The sequence below is a fragment of the Streptomyces sp. KL2 genome (assembly GCF_046529545.1).
GTDB classification, from domain to species: Bacteria; Actinomycetota; Actinomycetes; order Streptomycetales; family Streptomycetaceae; genus Streptomyces; species Streptomyces radiopugnans.
The window spans coordinates 3745001-3762773 of sequence record NZ_CP127170.1; the positions used below are offsets into that span (position 1 = coordinate 3745001).

General features: G+C 71.6%; 12 protein-coding genes, 2 rRNA genes and 1 pseudogene (1 of these 15 only partly in view). 9 read left to right on the forward strand and 6 right to left on the reverse strand.

Annotated features, from left to right (window positions below):
- Positions 1 to 1689: ribosomal RNA gene (locus QPK52_RS16940) — 23S ribosomal RNA — on the forward strand; it begins 1433 nt to the left of the window's first position.
- Between the two features lie 74 nt (positions 1690 to 1763).
- Positions 1764 to 1880, forward strand: a 5S ribosomal RNA gene (gene rrf / locus QPK52_RS16945).
- Between the two features lie 378 nt (positions 1881 to 2258).
- On the opposite strand, the gene QPK52_RS16950 is transcribed toward rrf, so the two are convergent.
- The 5 genes from QPK52_RS16950 to QPK52_RS16970 are packed head-to-tail and all read right to left on the reverse strand — an operon-like array spanning position 2259 to position 7759.
- The gene (locus tag QPK52_RS16950; RefSeq protein ID WP_410538341.1) at positions 2259 to 3569 is read right to left on the reverse strand and encodes a DUF58 domain-containing protein; all 1311 of its coding nucleotides are present in this window, start codon (positions 3567 to 3569) and stop codon (positions 2259 to 2261) included.
- A gap of 18 nt (positions 3570 to 3587) precedes the next feature.
- Positions 3588 to 4553 carry an AAA family ATPase gene (locus tag QPK52_RS16955; RefSeq protein ID WP_410538342.1) on the reverse strand — a complete coding sequence of 322 codons (966 nt, stop codon included), beginning with the start codon at positions 4551 to 4553 and terminating at the stop codon, positions 3588 to 3590.
- On the reverse strand, positions 4550 to 5776 hold the full coding sequence (locus QPK52_RS16960; protein WP_410538343.1) for a DUF4350 domain-containing protein: 1227 nt from the start codon (positions 5774 to 5776) through the stop codon (positions 4550 to 4552). Before QPK52_RS16960 ends, QPK52_RS16955 begins: the two co-directional genes overlap by 4 nt.
- Positions 5773 to 6489 carry a DUF4129 domain-containing protein gene (locus QPK52_RS16965; RefSeq protein WP_410540361.1) on the reverse strand — a complete coding sequence of 239 codons (717 nt, stop codon included), beginning with the start codon at positions 6487 to 6489 and terminating at the stop codon, positions 5773 to 5775. Before QPK52_RS16965 ends, QPK52_RS16960 begins: the two co-directional genes overlap by 4 nt.
- 22 nt (positions 6490 to 6511) lie before the next feature.
- Positions 6512 to 7759, reverse strand: a complete 1248-nt coding sequence (locus QPK52_RS16970) for a hypothetical protein (RefSeq protein ID WP_410538344.1) — start codon at positions 7757 to 7759, stop codon at positions 6512 to 6514.
- 150 nt (positions 7760 to 7909) lie between these two features.
- Between QPK52_RS16970 and mtnA the strand changes: the two genes are divergently transcribed.
- The 7 genes and pseudogenes from mtnA (at position 7910) to QPK52_RS17005 (ending at position 16453) form a co-directional block, all read left to right on the forward strand.
- Positions 7910 to 9100, forward strand: a complete 1191-nt coding sequence (gene mtnA / locus QPK52_RS16975) for an S-methyl-5-thioribose-1-phosphate isomerase (protein WP_410538345.1) — start codon at positions 7910 to 7912, stop codon at positions 9098 to 9100.
- The gene (gene mtrA / locus QPK52_RS16980) at positions 9097 to 9774 is read left to right on the forward strand and encodes a two-component system response regulator MtrA (protein WP_014061181.1); all 678 of its coding nucleotides are present in this window, start codon (positions 9097 to 9099) and stop codon (positions 9772 to 9774) included. Before mtnA ends, mtrA begins: the two co-directional genes overlap by 4 nt.
- Position 9775: 1 nt before the next feature.
- On the forward strand, positions 9776 to 11734 hold the full coding sequence (gene mtrB, locus QPK52_RS16985; RefSeq protein WP_410538346.1) for an MtrAB system histidine kinase MtrB: 1959 nt from the start codon (positions 9776 to 9778) through the stop codon (positions 11732 to 11734).
- Positions 11712 to 13607, forward strand: a complete 1896-nt coding sequence (locus QPK52_RS16990; RefSeq protein ID WP_410538347.1) for an LpqB family beta-propeller domain-containing protein — start codon at positions 11712 to 11714, stop codon at positions 13605 to 13607. The genes mtrB and QPK52_RS16990 overlap by 23 nt, the downstream gene beginning before the upstream one ends.
- A gap of 19 nt (positions 13608 to 13626) precedes the next feature.
- Positions 13627 to 14295: pseudogene (locus tag QPK52_RS16995) on the forward strand (ComF family protein); the annotation flags it as partial.
- Positions 14296 to 14847: 552 nt separating this feature from the next.
- Positions 14848 to 15552 (forward strand): ribosome hibernation-promoting factor, HPF/YfiA family, encoded by a 705-nt coding sequence (gene hpf / locus QPK52_RS17000; RefSeq protein ID WP_410538348.1) that lies wholly within the window; start codon positions 14848 to 14850, stop codon positions 15550 to 15552.
- A 148-nt stretch (positions 15553 to 15700) separates the two neighbouring features.
- Positions 15701 to 16453, forward strand: a complete 753-nt coding sequence (locus tag QPK52_RS17005; RefSeq protein ID WP_410538349.1) for a response regulator — start codon at positions 15701 to 15703, stop codon at positions 16451 to 16453.
- A gap of 132 nt (positions 16454 to 16585) precedes the next feature.
- On the opposite strand, the gene QPK52_RS17010 is transcribed toward QPK52_RS17005, so the two are convergent.
- The gene (locus QPK52_RS17010) at positions 16586 to 17767 is read right to left on the reverse strand and encodes a winged helix-turn-helix domain-containing protein (RefSeq protein ID WP_410538350.1); all 1182 of its coding nucleotides are present in this window, start codon (positions 17765 to 17767) and stop codon (positions 16586 to 16588) included.
- Positions 17768 to 17773 lie beyond the last annotated feature (6 nt).

Here is a 17773-nt window from a genome sequence, read left to right on the forward strand (position 1 = left end):
GGGTCAAGCTGATCTGCCCAGGGTAAGTCGGGGCCTAAGGCGAGGCCGACAGGCGTAGTCGATGGATAACCGGTTGATATTCCGGTACCCGCTGTGGAGCGCAAGGGCCGAGCCCGGTGATGCTAAGTCCGTGAAGCCGCCCGCATCCTTCGGGGTGTGGTGCTGGTGGAGCCGACGGCCCGATCCGGTAGTAGGTGAGTGATGGGGTGACGCAGGAAGGTAGTCCAGCCCGGGCGGTGGTTGTCCCGGGGTAAGGGTGTAGCCCGTTGTGCAGGTAAATCCGTGCAACGTTCGAGGGTGAGACCTGATGCCGAGCCGATGTGGTGAAGTGGATGATCCTATGCTGTCGAGAAAAGCCTCTAGCGAGTTGCACGGCGGCCCGTACCCTAAACCGACTCAGGTGGTCTGGTAGAGAATACCGAGGCGTTCGGGTGAACTATGGTTAAGGAACTCGGCAAAATGCCCCCGTAACTTCGGGAGAAGGGGGGCCACGCCTGGTGATCCGTCTTGCACGGTGAGCTGGGGGTGGCCGCAGAGACCAGCGAGAAGCGACTGTTTACTAAAAACACAGGTCCGTGCGAAGCCGTAAGGCGAGGTATACGGACTGACGCCTGCCCGGTGCTGGAACGTTAAGGGGACCGGTTAGTGGTGCTTCGGCGCCGCGAAGCTGAGAACTTAAGCGCCAGTAAACGGCGGTGGTAACTATAACCATCCTAAGGTAGCGAAATTCCTTGTCGGGTAAGTTCCGACCTGCACGAATGGCGTAACGACTTCTCGACTGTCTCAACCATAGGCCCGGTGAAATTGCACTACGAGTAAAGATGCTCGTTTCGCGCAGCAGGACGGAAAGACCCCGGGACCTTTACTACAGCTTGATATTGGTGTTCGGTTCGGCTTGTGTAGGATAGGTGGGAGCCGGTGAAGCATGCACGCCAGTGTGTGTGGAGGCGTTGTTGAAATACCACTCTGGTCGTGCTGGATGTCTAACCCGGGTCCGTGATCCGGATCGGGGACAGTGTCTGGTGGGTAGTTTAACTGGGGCGGTTGCCTCCCAAAGGGTAACGGAGGCGCCCAAAGGTTCCCTCAGCCTGGTTGGTCATCAGGTGGTGAGTGTAAGTGCACAAGGGAGCTTGACTGTGAGACTGACGGGTCGAGCAGGGACGAAAGTCGGGACTAGTGATCCGGCGGTGGCTGGTGGAAGCGCCGTCGCTCAACGGATAAAAGGTACCCCGGGGATAACAGGCTGATCTTCCCCAAGAGTCCATATCGACGGGATGGTTTGGCACCTCGATGTCGGCTCGTCGCATCCTGGGGCTGGAGTCGGTCCCAAGGGTTGGGCTGTTCGCCCATTAAAGCGGTACGCGAGCTGGGTTTAGAACGTCGTGAGACAGTTCGGTCCCTATCCGCTGTGCGCGTAGGAGTCTTGAGAAGGGCTGTCCCTAGTACGAGAGGACCGGGACGGACGAACCTCTGGTGTGCCAGTTGTTCTGCCAAGGGCATGGCTGGTTGGCTACGTTCGGGAGGGATAACCGCTGAAAGCATCTAAGCGGGAAGCCTGCTTCGAGATGAGGACTCCCACCCCCACTGAGGGGGTAAGGCTCCCGGGAGACGACCGGGTTGATAGGCCAGAGATGGAAGCCGGGTGACCGGTGGAGTTGACTGGTACTAATAGGCCGAGGGCTTGTCCGTAGATGTTCGCGTCCACTGTGTGGGTTCTGAGACCACGACCCGTCTGGCCGGCGGTTGCGTGTGTGTCATGGTGTTTCGGTGGTCACAGCGTGAGGGAAACGCCCGGTTACATTCCGAACCCGGAAGCTAAGCCTTTCAGCGCCGATGGTACTGCATGGGGGACCGTGTGGGAGAGTAGGACGCCGCCGAACGATTGTTCAGCCTCGGTCTTCGAGTTTCGACTCGGAGACCGAGGCTTTTTCACGTTGTGCTTCCACGAGGCGTGCTGCCGACATCGACGGATGGCGGACCACCCTCGGTTCTGTGGCGATCGTGGTATTCCCGGGGCGATGCACGGGACCGGACTGGCGGCACAGCCCCTGGAAGCTGCTGCCGGGCGGTCCCGGGAACAGCCGGAAACCGGCAGGCTGGGGCCCGGCTGTACGTGCACGGGCACAACCGTCGGGCTGCGGCTTTCCACTGCCGTCGGGTTTTTCTGAACGAGCACCGGAGGGGGTCGATACCGACCCCGGGGCTTTCGCGTTCACCGGCCTACGTGCAGCTTCTTTCCGGGCATCGTCGTCGAAAGCTCAGAGGCGGCCGGCGGCCTTGAGGGCGAGGTAGGCGTCGGCCAGGGCCGGGGCGAGCTCGTCGGGGACGGCGTCCACGACGGTGACACCGCGGCGGCGGAGCCGGGACGCGGTGTGGCGGCGTTCTGCCTGTGTCCGGGCTGCGGCCGCGGCTCCGTAGACGGCGTCGAGTGTGCCGCGTGCGGTGGCCATCTCCTCGATGCGGGGGTCGGCGACCGATGCGACCAAGACGGTGTGGCGCTGGGTGAGGAGAGGGAGTACGGGGAGCAGGCCCTCCTCCACGGGGGAGGGGTCGAGGCCGGTGAACAGGACGACGAGGGAGCGCTGAGGAGCGTTGCGGAGGATGGTCGAAGCCATGCCTCGGGCATCGGACTCGATCAGTGCCGGTTCGAGCGGTGCCATCGCCTTGACCAGTGCGGGCAGCAGGTCGTGGGCGGTGCGGCCCTGGACTGCGGCGCGCACCTGGCGATCGTAGGCGAGAAGGTCGAAGCGATCACCCGCGCGGGCGGAGAGGGCGGCCAGCAGCAGGGCGGCGTCCATCGCGGCGTCGAGGCGCGGGATGTCGCCCACCCGGCCCGCCGAGGTGCGCCCGGTGTCCAGGACGGCCAGGATGCGGCGGTCGCGTTCGGGGCGCCAGGTGCGGACGGCGACGGTGCTCTGACGGGCGGTGGCACGCCAGTCGATGGACCGGGTGTCGTCGCCGGGGATGTACTCGCGAAGGCTGTCGAACTCGGTGCCCTCGCCGCGGGTGAGGACGCTGGTGCGCCCGTCGAGTTCACGGAGCCGGGAGAGCCGCGAGGGAAGGTGCTTGCGGCTGGTGAAGGCGGGCAGGACGCGCACCGTCCAGGGGACGGAGTGACTGCCCTGGCGGGCGGCGAGGCCGAGCGGGCCGTACGAGCGCACGGTGACGCGGGCGGCGTGGTGGTCGCCGCGCCGGGTGGGGCGCAACTGTGTGGTGAGGCGGCGGCGTTCCCCGCCGGGTACGGTCAGCCGGTGCCGGGAGGCGGCGATCTCGGAGCCGGCCGTCCAGACACTGGGCGGCCAGGCGTCGCGGAGGTGCGCGCGGAGCGGGCGTCCGGTGGGATTGGTGACGGTGAGCCGGACTTCGGCGGGCTCACCGAGTCGAACTGATGTATCACCGGAACGGGTGAAAAGGAGCTTTCGGACTGGTGCCGCGCGTCCCAGGTCGTACAGAATTGCGAGCAGCAGGGTGAGTTCCACGGCGAGCAGGCCGGTCCAGCTCGGGAGCAGGAAGCCGACGAGAAGCGCGCCGAGGGCGGCGATGAGGGCTGTACGTCCGGTGAGAGCCATCGGTCGGTTCGCGTCGCCTCAGCGGGGCACGGGGACATGGGCGAGCAGTGAGGAGATCACACTGTCCGCGGTGACACCCTCCATCTCGGCCTCGGGGCGCAGTTGGATGCGGTGTCGCAGGGTGGGCAGGGCGAGCGCCTTCACATCGTCGGGGGTCACGTAGTCACGTCCGGTGAGCCAGGCCCAGGCGCGTGCGGTGGACAGCAGTGCGGTGGCGCCGCGGGGTGAGGCGCCCAGGGAGAGCGAGGGGGATTCGCGGGTGGCACGACAGATATCGACGACGTAGCCGGCGACCTCGGGGGAGACGGATGTCTTTGCGACCGCGGCCCGCGCCGCGTCGAGTTCCGCGGGGCCGGCCACGCGGCGTACGCCGGCGGCGGCGAGGTCACGGGGGTCGAAGCCCTCGGCATGCCGGGAGAGCACCTTGATCTCCTCCTCTCGGGAGGGCAGCGGGACCTGGAGCTTGAGCAGGAAGCGGTCGAGCTGGGCTTCGGGGAGGGGGTAGGTGCCCTCGTACTCGACGGGGTTCTGGGTGGCGGCCACCAGGAAGGGGTCGGGGAGCTTGCGCGCGGTGCCCTCGACGGTGACCTGCCGTTCCTCCATGGCCTCGAGCAGGGATGCCTGGGTTTTCGGTGGGGTGCGGTTGATCTCGTCCGCGAGGAGGAGGTTGGTGAACACCGGACCGGGCTGGAAGGAGAACTCGGCCGTGCGGTTGTCGTAGATGAGCGATCCGGTGACGTCACTCGGCATCAGATCGGGGGTGAACTGGACACGCTTGGTGTCGAGTTCGAGCGTGGCGGCCAGGGCGCGGACGAGGAGGGTCTTGGCGACACCCGGGACGCCCTCCAGCAGCACGTGCCCGCGGCAGAGCAGGGCGACGACAAGTCCGGTGACGGTGGCGTCCTGGCCGACCACGGCCTTGGAGATCTCGCTGCGCAGAGCCTCGAGGGCGGCGCGGGCGCTGTCTGCGGAGGGGGCGCTCACGGGGTGCGGTCCTTGTCTCTCGGAGATGGGGTGATGCGGCGTTCGAGGAGGTCGAGCCGGTCGGCGAGCCGGACGAGGGCTTCGTCGTCGGCGGGGGCCGGGCCGAACAGAAGGCTGTGGATCTGGATGCCGTCGTCTCCGGTGCGGGCGGCGACGGCCGGACACAGGGCCTCGGAACGGTGTGCCTGTGCGGTGGGTACGCCGGCGAGGGGGGCGATCCGGGCGCGGGTGGCCGAGCGCAGCGCTTCGGCGGCGCGTTCGCGCGCGTTCGCCTGGCGGTAGAGGCGGGCGCGGCCCTCGGTCGCCTCGGACGCCGGGACAGCCACGGGCAGCCGTTCGGGGACGAGGGGGCCGAGGCGCCTGGCCCGCCAGAGGGCGGCGAGGACCGCGGCGATCGCGAGCTGGAGGGCGCCCCACCGCCAGCCGGAGGGGATGAGGTCGAAGAAGCTCTCGTCGCCGCCGTCGGTGGCGGTGGCGTCGTCCAGGGAGGGGAGGTACCAGACCAGATGAGGACGGGAGCCGAGGAGTTGCAGGGCGAGCGAGGCGTTGCCGTGGTCGTCGAGACGGTGGTTGTACAGCAGGTCCGGGGCACCGAGCACCACGGTGTCGCCGTCGCCGGTCTCCGCGGGGAGCCTCAGCAGTGTGGGCAGTTCGCCGCTGGGGTAGCAGGCCTCGACCGAGGAGGCGGAGGTGGTGTAGGTGATGCCGCCGAGTTCGGCCGCGCCCGCGCGCCGGGCGTACGGGGCGTCGCAGCCGGGGCCGAGCACCTCGACGGAGGCGGGCTCCACGGCGCGTACGTCCGGGGCCAGGGTGCCCAGCGAGGCGGGGCCCGGGGCCAGCAGGACGGTGCGGCCTCCGCTGTCGAAGGCGGCGGCGCGCAGCGCGGACTGCTGACGCGCGCTGAGCAGGTCGGGGTCGGTTACCAGCAGTGTGGTGTCGGGGCCCAGTGCCTCGGTGGCCTCGGCGATGCCGGTGACGACGGTGGTGTCCACGCCGCGGTCGGCGAGGAGTTCGGCGGTGGCGCGGCTGCCGTAGCGGTCGGCGGAGCGGGGGTCGAGCAGTCCGTACTGCTCCCCGGAGCGGAGGGCGGCGATGACCAGGCCGGCCAGCGCCAGGACGGCCGCTGCCAGCAGCAGGCCGCGGGCGCGTCCCCACAGCTGGCGTGCGGTGGGCGATACCGGGGTGGCCGCGGCACTGGACGGGGTGGGCGGTGCGGTCGTCATACGGCGCCTCCGCCGGGGGCCGCGGGGGTGGGACGGCCGCCGGCGAGGTGGGGCCTGCTGTGCCGGACGGCTTCGTCGAGGTCCCGCAGCCGCAGGTACGCGGCCTGGTCGGCCGGCCGCCCGGCGTATGTGACCTCGTCGAAGGCGAGGGCGGCGGCGTACAGGCCCGTGGTGTGGTCCGGGAGGACCCGGGCGGCTTCGGCGGCGGCCTCGTCGGCGGTGCGGCCGGGACGCGGGTCGAGCAGGGCGCGTTCCTCCAGGGAGCGGACGAGCGCGCGCATCCTCTCCTGGAGGGCTTCGCTCCAGCGGGCGGCGGAGGCGTACCGCTCGGCCGCGGCGCGGTGCTCGTCGGCACTGCGCGGGCGGTCGTCGAAGAGTTCGCCGCGTCCGGCGGATCCGGGCGTGCGGCGCAGTGCGCCCATGCGCAGCCTCAGGCCGACCAGGAGGAGTACGACGAGCAGGGCGACGACCGTGAGGCCGACCCAGCCGCCGGGCGTGGCCCCGGCGGCGGCGTCGAGAAGATCGCCGATCCGCTCCCACACCCAGTCGAGGAGGCGCCGCAGCGGGCTCGGGTCGTTCTCGTGGTACATGGGCTTGGACAGTTCGTCCTCGGCGGCCTCGCGCGCCGGGACGCGCGGGATCGTCACCGGAACCCCGTCGTCGGAGTCGTCGGAGCGCACGGCGAACGGGGCCTCCCGTACCGCCGTGCGCATGCCCTCGGACCGCGTCACCACATCAGTTCCCCGGGGTGGTGCCGTCGGCGGGCCGTTCGTAGCCGGGAACTCCCGCGGCGCGGGCGAGTTCGAGGTCGAGGGCCTCGCGGCGGATGCGCTGATCCATGTAGAGGAGGGCGGTGACGCCCGCGCTGAGCGGGAGGGTGATGGTGGAGGCGAGTACCGCGCCGATGCCGACGACGATCAGGTATGTCCAGGTGATGTCGGCGACGCTGCCGGTCATGAAGCTGTCGATGCCGTCGCCGCTCAGTACCGGGGCCAGCAGGGAGGCGGGAAGCTGGATGATCATGCTGATCATGAAGGCCAGCACGACCGTGAGGAGCTGGATGCCGAAGATGCGCCACCAGGAGTTCCGCACAAGCTTGGCGGAGCGCCGGAGGGCGGCGAGGACGCCCTGCCGCTCCAGCATCAGGGCGGGAGCGGAGAGGCAGTAGCGGACCCACAGCCAGACGGCCGCCACGGTGCCCGCGAGGCCGCCGAGGAGGCCGATGCCTATTCCGGCCACTTCCGAACCCGCCACGCCGAGGAGGATGCCGGGCAGGAGACCCAGGGTGACGGCACCGACCACGATCAGTCCCACCAGCAGCGTCAGTCCGAGCAGGCGGGCGAGTTGCGGCCGGGAGTCGCGCCATGCCTCTCCGGTGGACACCGGGCGGCCCAGAACGGCACGGCTGACCACCACGGTGAGCATCGCGGTGGCGATGACCGTGCCGACCAGGGAGGCCAGCAACTCGACGCCCAGGGCGCTGAACGTACCGCTGAGGGCGTCCAGGACCTCGTCCGTGGTCGGCTCCGCCTTGGTCTCCAGCGCCTGCAGGCCGCTGTTGTCCCGCATCCAGACGCCGGTTGCCACGGTGGAGGCGAGCTGGATCATGATCGCGACCGCGAGCGAGATGCCCAGGACCGTCCGCCAGTGGGCCCGTGCGGTGGAGACCGCCCCGTCCAGGATCTCGCCCACGCCCAGGGGGCGGAGCGGGATGACACCGGGTTTGGCCGCGGGCGGCTGGTTCCAGTTTCCCCAGCCGGGCCCGCCCGGCGGCGGGGGAGGAGGCGCGCCCCAGCCCTGCGGGGCGGCGGGCGGCTGCTGTGGCGACCAGTTCGTGGGCGGTTGCGCTGGTGGGGCCTTGTCGATGGACACCTTGTCGGTGGGCTGCCCGGAAGTACCGCCACCGGATGCGCCCCCGCCGGAGGCGGGGGGAGGATCGGAAGGGGAGGATCCGGGCGAGACCCAGCCCGGAGAGTCACTCACAGCAGTTCACCTCGTGTTCTCGCGGCCTGTCCGTGGGGATGTATCGGCTGGTTGGCAGCCATCGTGCCATGGGCCGCCGCGGAACGGAGCGGGCCCTGTGGCTCCCGGTTGCCTTCGACTGATGGTCGGGAGAAGGGGCAGACTGTCCGAATGGTTGACCAGACTGAGGAACGATCCACGGCTTCGGCGCCCGATGACGCACCGGTTCCCGTTCCCGCGCTGCGCTGGGAGGAACCTCCTGAGGGGCCGGTGGTGGTGCTGCTCGACCAGACCCGGCTGCCCGCCGAGGAGGTCGAGCTCGTCTGCACCGATGTGCCCGCACTGGTGGAGGCGATCCGCTCGCTTGCGGTGCGCGGGGCGCCGCTGCTGGGGCTGGCGGGTGCGTACGGTGTCGCACTGGCCGCCGCCCGCGGCTACGACGTGACCGATGCGGCCGAGCAGCTCAGGCACGCGCGTCCGACCGCGGTCAACCTCGGGTACGGGGTGCGCCGGGCCGAGCGGGCCTTCCGGACTGCGGCCGACGGCGGTGCGGGATACGAGCGGGCGGCCGCCGCGGCGCTCGCCGAGGCCCGCGCACTGCACCGGGAGGACGCCGAGGCGAGCGTGCGGATGGCCGAGCACGGCCGGGCGCTGCTGGGCGAGCTGCTGCCGGGCGGCGGCTACCGCGTCCTCACACACTGCAACACCGGGGCGCTGGTCTCCGGTGGTGGGGGCACCGCGTTCGGTGTGGTGCGGGCCGTGCACCGCGCCGGCGAGCTGCGCAGGCTGTGGGTGGACGAGACCAGGCCGCTGCTCCAGGGGGCGCGGCTGACGGCGTACGAGGCGGCCCGGGAGGGCATGGCCTACACGGTGCTCCCGGACAGCGCGGCCGGTTCGCTGTTCGCGGCGGGCGAGGTGGACGCGGTGCTGGTCGGCGCGGACCGGATCGCGGCCGACGGCTCGGTGGCGAACAAGATCGGCAGCTATCCGCTGGCGGTGCTGGCCCGCTACCACCACGTGCCGTTCGTGGTGGTGGCGCCCGTGACCACGGTGGACCTGGAGACGGCCGACGGCGGGTCGATCGAGGTGGAGCAGCGTCCCGGCCACGAGGTGACGGAGTTCGCGCCGCCGACGGTGCCGGGGGCCGGCGCGGAGCCGGGCAGCGGCATCCCGGTGGCTCCGCTGGGCGCGCAGGCGTACAACCCGGCCTTCGACATCACTCCGGCGGAACTGGTGACCGCGATCGTCACCGAGCGGGGCGTGGTCTCACCGGTCACGGGGGACGCGCTGGCCGAGCTGTGCTCGCCCTCACCGTCACCCCGGGAAAAGTCACGATCGGGTAATGGGATGATGGACGCATGAAGGGACGCGTCCTGGTCGTCGACGACGACACCGCACTGGCAGAGATGCTCGGCATCGTGCTGCGCGGCGAAGGCTTCGAACCGTCGTTCGTGTCGGACGGAGACAAGGCCCTCGCCGCCTTCCGCGAGACCAAGCCCGATCTGGTGCTGCTCGACCTGATGCTGCCGGGCCGGGACGGCATCGAGGTGTGCCGGCTGATCCGTGCCGAGTCCGGGGTGCCGATCGTCATGCTCACGGCCAAGAGCGACACCGTCGACGTGGTGGTGGGTCTGGAGTCGGGGGCCGACGACTACATCGTCAAGCCGTTCAAGCCCAAGGAGCTGGTGGCCCGCATCCGGGCGCGGCTGCGGCGGTCGGAGGAGCCCGCGCCCGAGCAGCTCGCCATCGGAGACCTGGTCATCGACGTGGCGGGGCACTCGGTGAAGCGCGACGGGCAGTCCATCGCGCTGACCCCCCTGGAGTTCGACCTGCTGGTGGCCCTCGCCCGCAAGCCGTGGCAGGTCTTCACCCGCGAGGTGCTCCTGGAGCAGGTGTGGGGCTACCGCCACGCGGCGGACACACGGCTGGTCAACGTCCATGTGCAGCGGCTGCGCTCCAAGGTCGAGAAGGACCCGGAGCGGCCCGAGATCGTGGTGACCGTACGCGGCGTGGGGTACAAGGCCGGACCAAGCTGACATGTGGCGTGGCGGTCGATTCCTCCCGGACGGGCTGCTGTCCGAAGGGGCGACGGGCAGCCGGGCGCACCCTCTGTTCCGGATGTTCGTCCGCTGGGTGCGACGCCCGCTGCTGGCCGTGGCACGGCTGTGGCGGCGCAACATCCAGCTGCGGGTGGTGACCGCCACGCTGCTGATGTCCCTCGCGGTCGTCCTGCTGCTGGGCCTGGTCGTCATCGGCCAGGTCAGCAACGGGCTCCTGGACGCCAAACAGCAGGCCGCGCGGAGTCAGGCCGCCGGGGGCTTCTCGGTGGCCGAGCAACTGGCCGACGACGCGGCCGACGACGTGGCCCAAGGTGGCACCGGCAACAGCCGCGACGGGCGCCAGGACACCGGCACCTGGCTGAACAACCTGGTGACGCAGCTCGCCAGCGGTGGCCAGGGCGTCTACTACCTGGTGGCGCTCAGCTCCGAGGAGGGGCCGGACACCTTCGGCACGGGGGAGGGCTCGGGCAACCACGGGCCCCGCGCGTCCTTCGACCTCAAGCCCGAGGAGAGCGTGTCGCCGCAGCTCCGTGCGGCGCTGGACGACAGCCCCGACACCCACGAGCAGTACGGCACGATCGTGCTGGAGGGCGGCCGGACCGAGGCCGCGCTGGTGATAGGAAAGCGCCTCAACGACCCCAACGGCGATCCGTACCAGTTGTACTACCTCTTCCCGTTCCAGCAGGAGGAGAAGTCCCTCAGTCTGGTCAAGGGCACCCTCGCCACCGCCGGGGTCTTCGTGGTGGTGCTGCTGGGAGCCATCGCCTGGCTCGTCGTTCGCCAGGTGGTCACCCCCGTCCGGATGGCCGCCAGGATCTCCGAGCGGCTCGCCGCCGGACGTCTCCAGGAGCGGATGAAGGTCAGCGGCGAGGACGACATCGCCCGGCTGGGCGAGGCCTTCAACAAGATGGCGAAGAACCTCCAGACGAAGATCCAGCAGCTGGAGGAGCTGTCCCGGATGCAGCGCCGCTTCGTCTCGGACGTCTCCCATGAGCTGCGCACCCCGCTCACCACGGTGCGGATGGCCGCCGATGTCATCCACGAGGCGCGCGGCGAGTTCGACCCGGTGACGGCCCGCTCGGCCGAACTGCTGCTGGGGCAGCTGGACCGCTTCGAGTCGCTGCTGGCGGATCTGCTGGAGATCAGCCGCTTCGACGCCAAGGCGGCCGCGCTGGAGGCCGATCCGGTGGATCTGCGCGATGTGGTCAGGCGCGTTCTGGAGGGTGCGGAGCCGCTCGCCGAGCGCAAGGGCAGCCGCTTCCTGGTGTACGGCGACGAGCGGCCGGTGATGGCGGAGGCCGACGCCCGGCGTATCGAGCGCGTGCTGCGCAACCTGGTGGTCAACGCGGTCGAGCACGGTGAGGGCCGGGACATCGTGGTCCGGCTCGCCTCGGGCGACGGCGCGGTGGCCGTGGCGGTGCGCGACTACGGCGTGGGGCTCAAGCCTGGCGAGGCCAACCGGGTCTTCAACCGCTTCTGGCGTGCCGACCCGGCCCGTGCCCGCACCACCGGCGGCACCGGCCTGGGCCTGTCCATCGCGGTCGAGGACGCCAGGCTGCACGGTGGCTGGCTGCAGGCATGGGGCGAGCCCGGCGGCGGTTCGCAGTTCCGGCTGACCATTCCGCGGACCGCGGGGCAGCCGCTGCGCGGTTCCCCCATCCCCCTGGAGCCGGCCGACTCCCGCCGGCGGAGGGAGGAGGCCCGGGCCGCTTCCGGCGGGGCGCGCGCCTCCGTACCGTCCCCGGCCCCGTCCCGGGGGCCCGTGCAGGAGCCGCACCGGTGGCCCGGTGGCGCGGTGGCGGCACCACCGAGGGAGGCCGGGGACGGCGGGAGCACCGCGGGCGGCGGGGAGCCGGACATGCGGAGGCGGACGGCGCAGGGGCCGGAGGAGCCGATGGAGGAGCAGGGTGGACATGGTGAACGGCAGGGCGACTGAGCGCTCCCGGGAGGGCTTCCGTCCTCCCCGCTCCCCCCGTACGCGCCGCAGGTCCGCGGCGGTGCTCGGCGCCCTCGTCCTGCTGCTCGCCGGGTGCGCGTCCATGCCCTCCGAAGGCGAGGTCCGCAGGGTGGACCCCTCCTCCCGGGCCGACACCGACTCCCAGGCGCGGGTGTTCGGGGTGAGCCCGCGGAAGGGCGCGCAGCCCTGGCAGATCGTGCGCGGTTTCCTGGAGGCCACCACGAGCGACGAGCCGGGGTTCGCCACCGCCCGCGAGTACCTCACCGGCAGGGCCGCGCACAGCTGGGATCCCTTCGCCCGTACGACGGTGCTCGGCGTCACCCCCACCGTGCTCGCCCCCGGCCGCTCCTCCACCGGCGAGGAGGAGGACGGCACCACCCTGGAGGTGACCGGCCCCACCGTCGCGCTGGTGGACAGCGAGCACGCCCACCGGCCCAGCAACGGGACGTACCGGGAGACGTTCCACCTCGTCCGGGTCGGCGGCGAGTGGCGCATCGACCGGCTGCCGGACGGGCTGGTGGTGGCCGAGGCCGACTTCGAGCGCAACTACGAGTCGGTCAACACCTACCACTACGCCGACCTGGGCCCGGACACCGGCGCGGTGACGCGGGGCGAGGACGTCCTGGTCGCCGATCCGGTCTACGTGCGGGAGCGCATAGACCCGCTGACCGAGGCGGTCGAGGCGCTGCTGGACGGCCCGACCGGCTGGCTGGCCCCGGTGGTCGGCTCGGCCTTCCCCGAGGGCACACGGCTCGCCGGTGGCACGAAGCTCTCCCCGAACGACTCCGGCACGCTCACCGTTCCGCTGGTCGTACGCGACGGGAAGGGACGTGAGCGTCCGCTCGGGGTGGGGAGCGCCCAGTGCGACCGGATGGCCGCCCAGGTGCTGCACACCGTGGACGGCCAGGTGTCGGCCAGGACCTCCCGGGTCCGGCTGACCCGGGGCGACGGCGGTGCGGAGCTGTGCTCCCTGACCCGTGACGAGGCCGAGGCGTACGCGCCGGGCCGGCTGGGCGGCGACGGCGGCGGCCAGTACTTCGTCGACGACCGTGACCGGCTGGCCGTGGTGCTGGGCGACGGCGACCGCACCGCGCCCGTCAACGGCCCGTTCGGTGCGGGGCAGATCCGGATGGGCGCGGTCTCGGTGAGCCGGGACGAGAAGCGCGGTGCGGGGGTGTCGCTGGACGGCCGGTCGCTGTTCGTCGCCCCGCTCACCGCCGACACCGGGCTCGGCGCCCCCGTCGTGACCAGTGGTGCGCAGCGGGAGAGCGACGGGCTGACGACTCCGAGCTGGGACGGGCTCGGCGATCTGTGGGTGGCCGACCGCGATCCGGACAGGTCCCGGCTGCTGTGGCTGCGCGGAGGCCAGGAGGAGGCGAAGGAGGTCGAGGTGGTCGGTCTCGGCCGCGGCCGGATCGAGGCGCTGCGGGTCTCCTCGGACGGCGTGCGCATGGCACTGCTGATCAGCGAGGAGGGCCGGACGACCCTGCGGCTCGGGCGCATCGAGCGGGAGGAGTCCGAGGACGGGAGCCCCACGGCGACCGTGGAGGGCCTGCGGCCCATCGCTCCGCGGATGGATGAGGTGCTGGACGCCTCCTGGGCGGGCGACAGCAGGCTGGTGGTCGTCGGCCGGGAGGCGAAGGGCGTGCAGCAGTTGCGCTACACGGCGACGGACGGCTCGTCGGCCGGCCCCTCCACGCTGCCCGGGCTCAACGGGGTGACCGGGGTGGCGGCCTCGGAGAACGGCGACAAGCCGCTGCTGGCCGACACCGGGGAGGGCATCGCCCGGCTCGAGCGCGCCGAGTGGGAACTGGTCACGGACAAGGGATCGATGCCCGCCTACCCTGGGTAGTCGTCCCGGTGTGTTCGGTATGCGGGAGTGGTGGCGGGAACTGGCCGACCTGGTGCTGCCGGCCGACTGCGCCGGGTGCGGTCTGCCGCGCACCGGCCTGTGCGCGCGGTGCCGGGAGCTGCTGAGCGGGTCACGGCCGTGGCGGGTGCGACCGGATCCGCCGCCGGACGGCCTGCCGCCGGTCCACGCGTGCCTGGCGTACGCCGACGAGGTACGGGCGGTGCTGCTCGCGCACAAGGAGCGCGGCGCCCTGCGGCTGGCCGCACCGCTGGGGGCGGTGCTGGCCGGTGCGGTGCGGGCGGCGGCACGGGGGAGTACGGGGCCGCTGCTGCTGGTGCCGGTGCCCTCCGCAAGGCGCTCGGTGGCGGCGCGCGGCCACGACCCGGTGCGGAGGATGGCGCTGGCGGCGGCCGGAGAGCTCAGGCGCGGCGGGCGGAGGGCGCGGGTCCTGCCCGTACTGCGGCAGCGGCGTGCCGTGGCGGACCAGACGGGGCTGGACGCCCGGCAGCGCCTGGCCAATCTGGCCGGCGCGCTGGACACGGCGGCCGGTGCGGGGCGGCTGCTGGAGCAGGGTCCCGTGGTCGTGGTGGACGACCTGGTGACCACGGGCGCCTCGCTCGCGGAGGCGGCGCGGGCGCTCGGCGGGGCGGGCGGGAGGGTGGTCGGCGCGGCGGTGGTGGCGGCCTCGCGGCCCGGCGCCCGCTAGTGCCGCGCCCGCCGGGACGTCTGTGAGGTGCCGGTGAGGCGCCGGCGGGGTCCGCTCGCCTCTCGCCCGGTCTCGCCGCCCCCGGGTCCCGCACCGGTGTGCGGACGCTCGCCCGGCAGGCGGTTCGCGGGGCGTACCCCGGCCGTGAGTGGGCAGTGTGGTCCGTACGGGCGGGGAACCGCAGGCGGGAGCGCCTCGTTCCCGGCGTGAGGGCGAAGCCGCCCGCGACCGGAGGTACGTGCCGACAGGGGGTGCCGAGTTTCCCCCGGCGGAGGTAGGTTCGGTTGTGAGGAATGGCGAAGGTCGTTCCGTACGGCGGGACATGTGCGCTGCACGGCGTTCGCCCGGCTTTGCTGCTCATTCTCCCGGAAACGGGAGGGTGGCGATCTTCCCGACTGGGGAGGAGGAGGTGAAAGTCGCAACCCGACGTAGGGCCGGACGGTGACGGGCAGGGGCCCGCATCTTCCGGACTCGGTGCACAAAGGGCGTGCTCCGCCGCTCAGGCCGCGGAGGCGCCCGGGAACGGAGTTCTGCGTGGACATCGTCGTCAAGGGCCGTAAGACAGAGGTGCCGGAGCGGTTCCGCAAGCACGTGGTCGACAAGCTCAAGCTGGACAAGATCCAGAAGATCGACGCCAAGGCGATCCGCCTCGACGTCGAGGTGTCCAAGGAGCCCAACCCGCGTCAGGCCGACCGCTCCGACCGGGTTGAGATCACGCTGCGCTCCCGTGGTCCGGTGATCCGCGCCGAGGCGGCGGCGGCCGACCCGTACGTGGCGCTGGACTTGGCCACGGAGAAGCTGGAGTCGCGGCTGCGCAGGCAGCACGAGAAGCGGGTCTCCGCGCGGAAGGGGAACGGCCACCACCGGATTCCGGCGCGCGACGTGGCCGTGACCGTGCCGAACGCGGCGACCATCGGCGAGGACGGCCGGCTCGGACCGCAGCGCACGGCGGCCGAGGAACAGCCCGTCACCACCAGGGTGGGACCACTGGAGGTCCAGGGGGAGGGCCCTCTGGTCGTCCGGGAGAAGACCCACGCGGCGGCCCCGATGTCGTTGGACCAGGCCCTGTACGAGATGGAGCTGGTCGGGCATGACTTCTACCTGTTCGTCGACTCCGAGACCAAGCTGCCGAGCGTCGTCTACCGGCGGCACGGTTACGACTACGGCGTCATCCATCTGGAACCCGACCCGTTCGTGGAGGAGGCACCGCAGGGCGCCGGAGGCGCTCTGGGTGGCTGATAACAGTCGCTGACGCCGCGAACCGGACCCGCCCCCGGCCGAACGAGGAATTCGGCCGGGGGCGGGGGCATGGAATCATGGCCATGTCCAACCGGTGCCCTGCATCGGCCGGTTGGCGCTGCGTAGCCTGGCTGCAGGGGGAGGAACGATGGCGGACAGCTTCGGGCCCGTGACGCCCGGCGCGCGGGACGGCGGCCGCGGTGCCGCCCCCGCGGACGCGGGCGCGGAGGGCCTGCGCAAGGAGCCCATCCGGGTCCTGGTCGTCGACGACCACGCCCTCTTCAGACGCGGGCTGGAGATCGTCCTCGCGCAGGAGGAGGACATCGAGGTCGTCGGCGAGGCGGGGGACGGGGCCGAGGCCGTGGACAAGGCCGCGGACCTGCTGCCCGACATCGTGCTGATGGATGTGCGGATGCCCCGGCGCGGCGGTATCGAGGCATGCACCTCGATCAAGGAGGTGGCCCCCAGCGCGAAGATCATCATGCTGACGATCAGCGACGAGGAGGCCGACCTCTACGACGCGATCAAGGCCGGGGCCACCGGCTATCTGCTCAAGGAGATCTCCACCGACGAGGTCTCCACCGCGATCCGCGCGGTCGCCGACGGGCAGTCGCAGATCAGCCCGTCCATGGCGGCCAAGCTCCTCACCGAGTTCAAGTCGATGATCCAGCGCACCGACGAGAAGCGGCTGGTGCCCGCGCCGCGCCTGACCGACCGGGAGCTGGAGGTGCTCAAGCTCGTCGCCACCGGCATGAACAACCGCGACATCGCCAAGGAACTCTTCATCAGCGAGAACACCGTCAAGAACCACGTCCGCAACATCCTGGAGAAGCTCCAGCTCCACTCCCGGATGGAGGCCGTGGTCTACGCGATGCGGGAGAAGATCCTGGAGATCAGGTGAGGCGGCCCGGCCCCGCGGCGACCCGGCACTGCCGACGCGGCCCGCGGTGGGGCCCGGGCCGCGTCGGCAGTGCCGGGCACACCGGGCACAGGCGCTCCGGAGGTGCCGAACGTCCCAAAGGCGGCGGGCGCGTCAGCCGACGGCCGCGGCGAGGGCGGTGGTGAGGGCCGAGGCCAGTGCCGGGTCGTCGCAGCGCTCGACACGGACGGCGTCGCAGCCCACCCAGTCCGCCGCCTCCCGCAGCGCCCGGGCCATCGGCTCCACCGCCCCGCCTCCCGCCATCGACACCTGCCGCGCCACCAGCGTCCTCCCCTCGCGAGCCGGATCGACCCGGCCCAGCAGCCGTCCCCCCGACAGCAGCGGCATCGCGAAGTAGCCGTGTATCCGCCGGGCCCTGGGCACGTACGCCTCCAGCCGGTGGGTGAAACCGAAGATCCTCTCGGTGCGCCTGCGATCCCAGATCAGCGAGTCGAACGGCGACAGCAGCGTGGTGCGGTGCCGCCCCCGGCCCCCGGACGACTCGGCCTCCAGCGCCGCAGGGTCCGCCCAGGCGGGTTTTCCCCAACCCGCCACCTCCACCGGGACCAGACCCGTCTCCGCGACGACCGCGTCGACCTGCTCGCCCTTCAGCCGGTGGTAGTCGGCCAGATCCGCGCGGGTGGCCACGCCCATCGCCGCACCGGCCCGGGCGACCAGCCGGCGCAGGCACTCGTGGTCGGTCAGATCGTCGTGGAGCAGCTCGCCGGGGACGGCGCGCTCGGCCAGGTCGTACACCCTCTTCCAGCCGCGCCGCTCGGTGCAGACCACCTCGCCGGTGTCCAGCAGCCACTCCACCGCGATCTTCGTCTCGGACCAGTCGTACCACTCGCCGCCGTTCTTCGCGCCGCCCAGCTCGGTGGCCGTCAGCGGGCCGTCGGCCTTCAGCCGGTCGCGTACGGCGGCGCAGGAGCGCTCGGAGTCCTCCATGCGGTGCCAGCGGTGCCCCCTGGCCCGGAACGCCCGGCGCCGGAAGGCGAAGTACGGCCACTCCTCGACCGGCAGGACGCAGGCGGCGTGCGACCAGTACTCGAAGGCGTGCCCTCCCGTCCAGTACGCCGCCTCCACCGTGTCGCGGCCGACCGCTCCCAGCCGTGCGTACGGCACCAGTTCGTGGGAGCGGGCCAGCACCGAGATGGTGTCCAGCTGCACGGCCCCCAGGCGGCGCAGCATCCCCCGCACCCCGGCCCGGCGGTCCGGCGCTCCCAGCAGTCCCTGCGCGCGCAGCGCGATCCGGCGGGCCTCGTCGGCGGAGAGTGAGAGTGAGACGGTGGTCATGCGCCG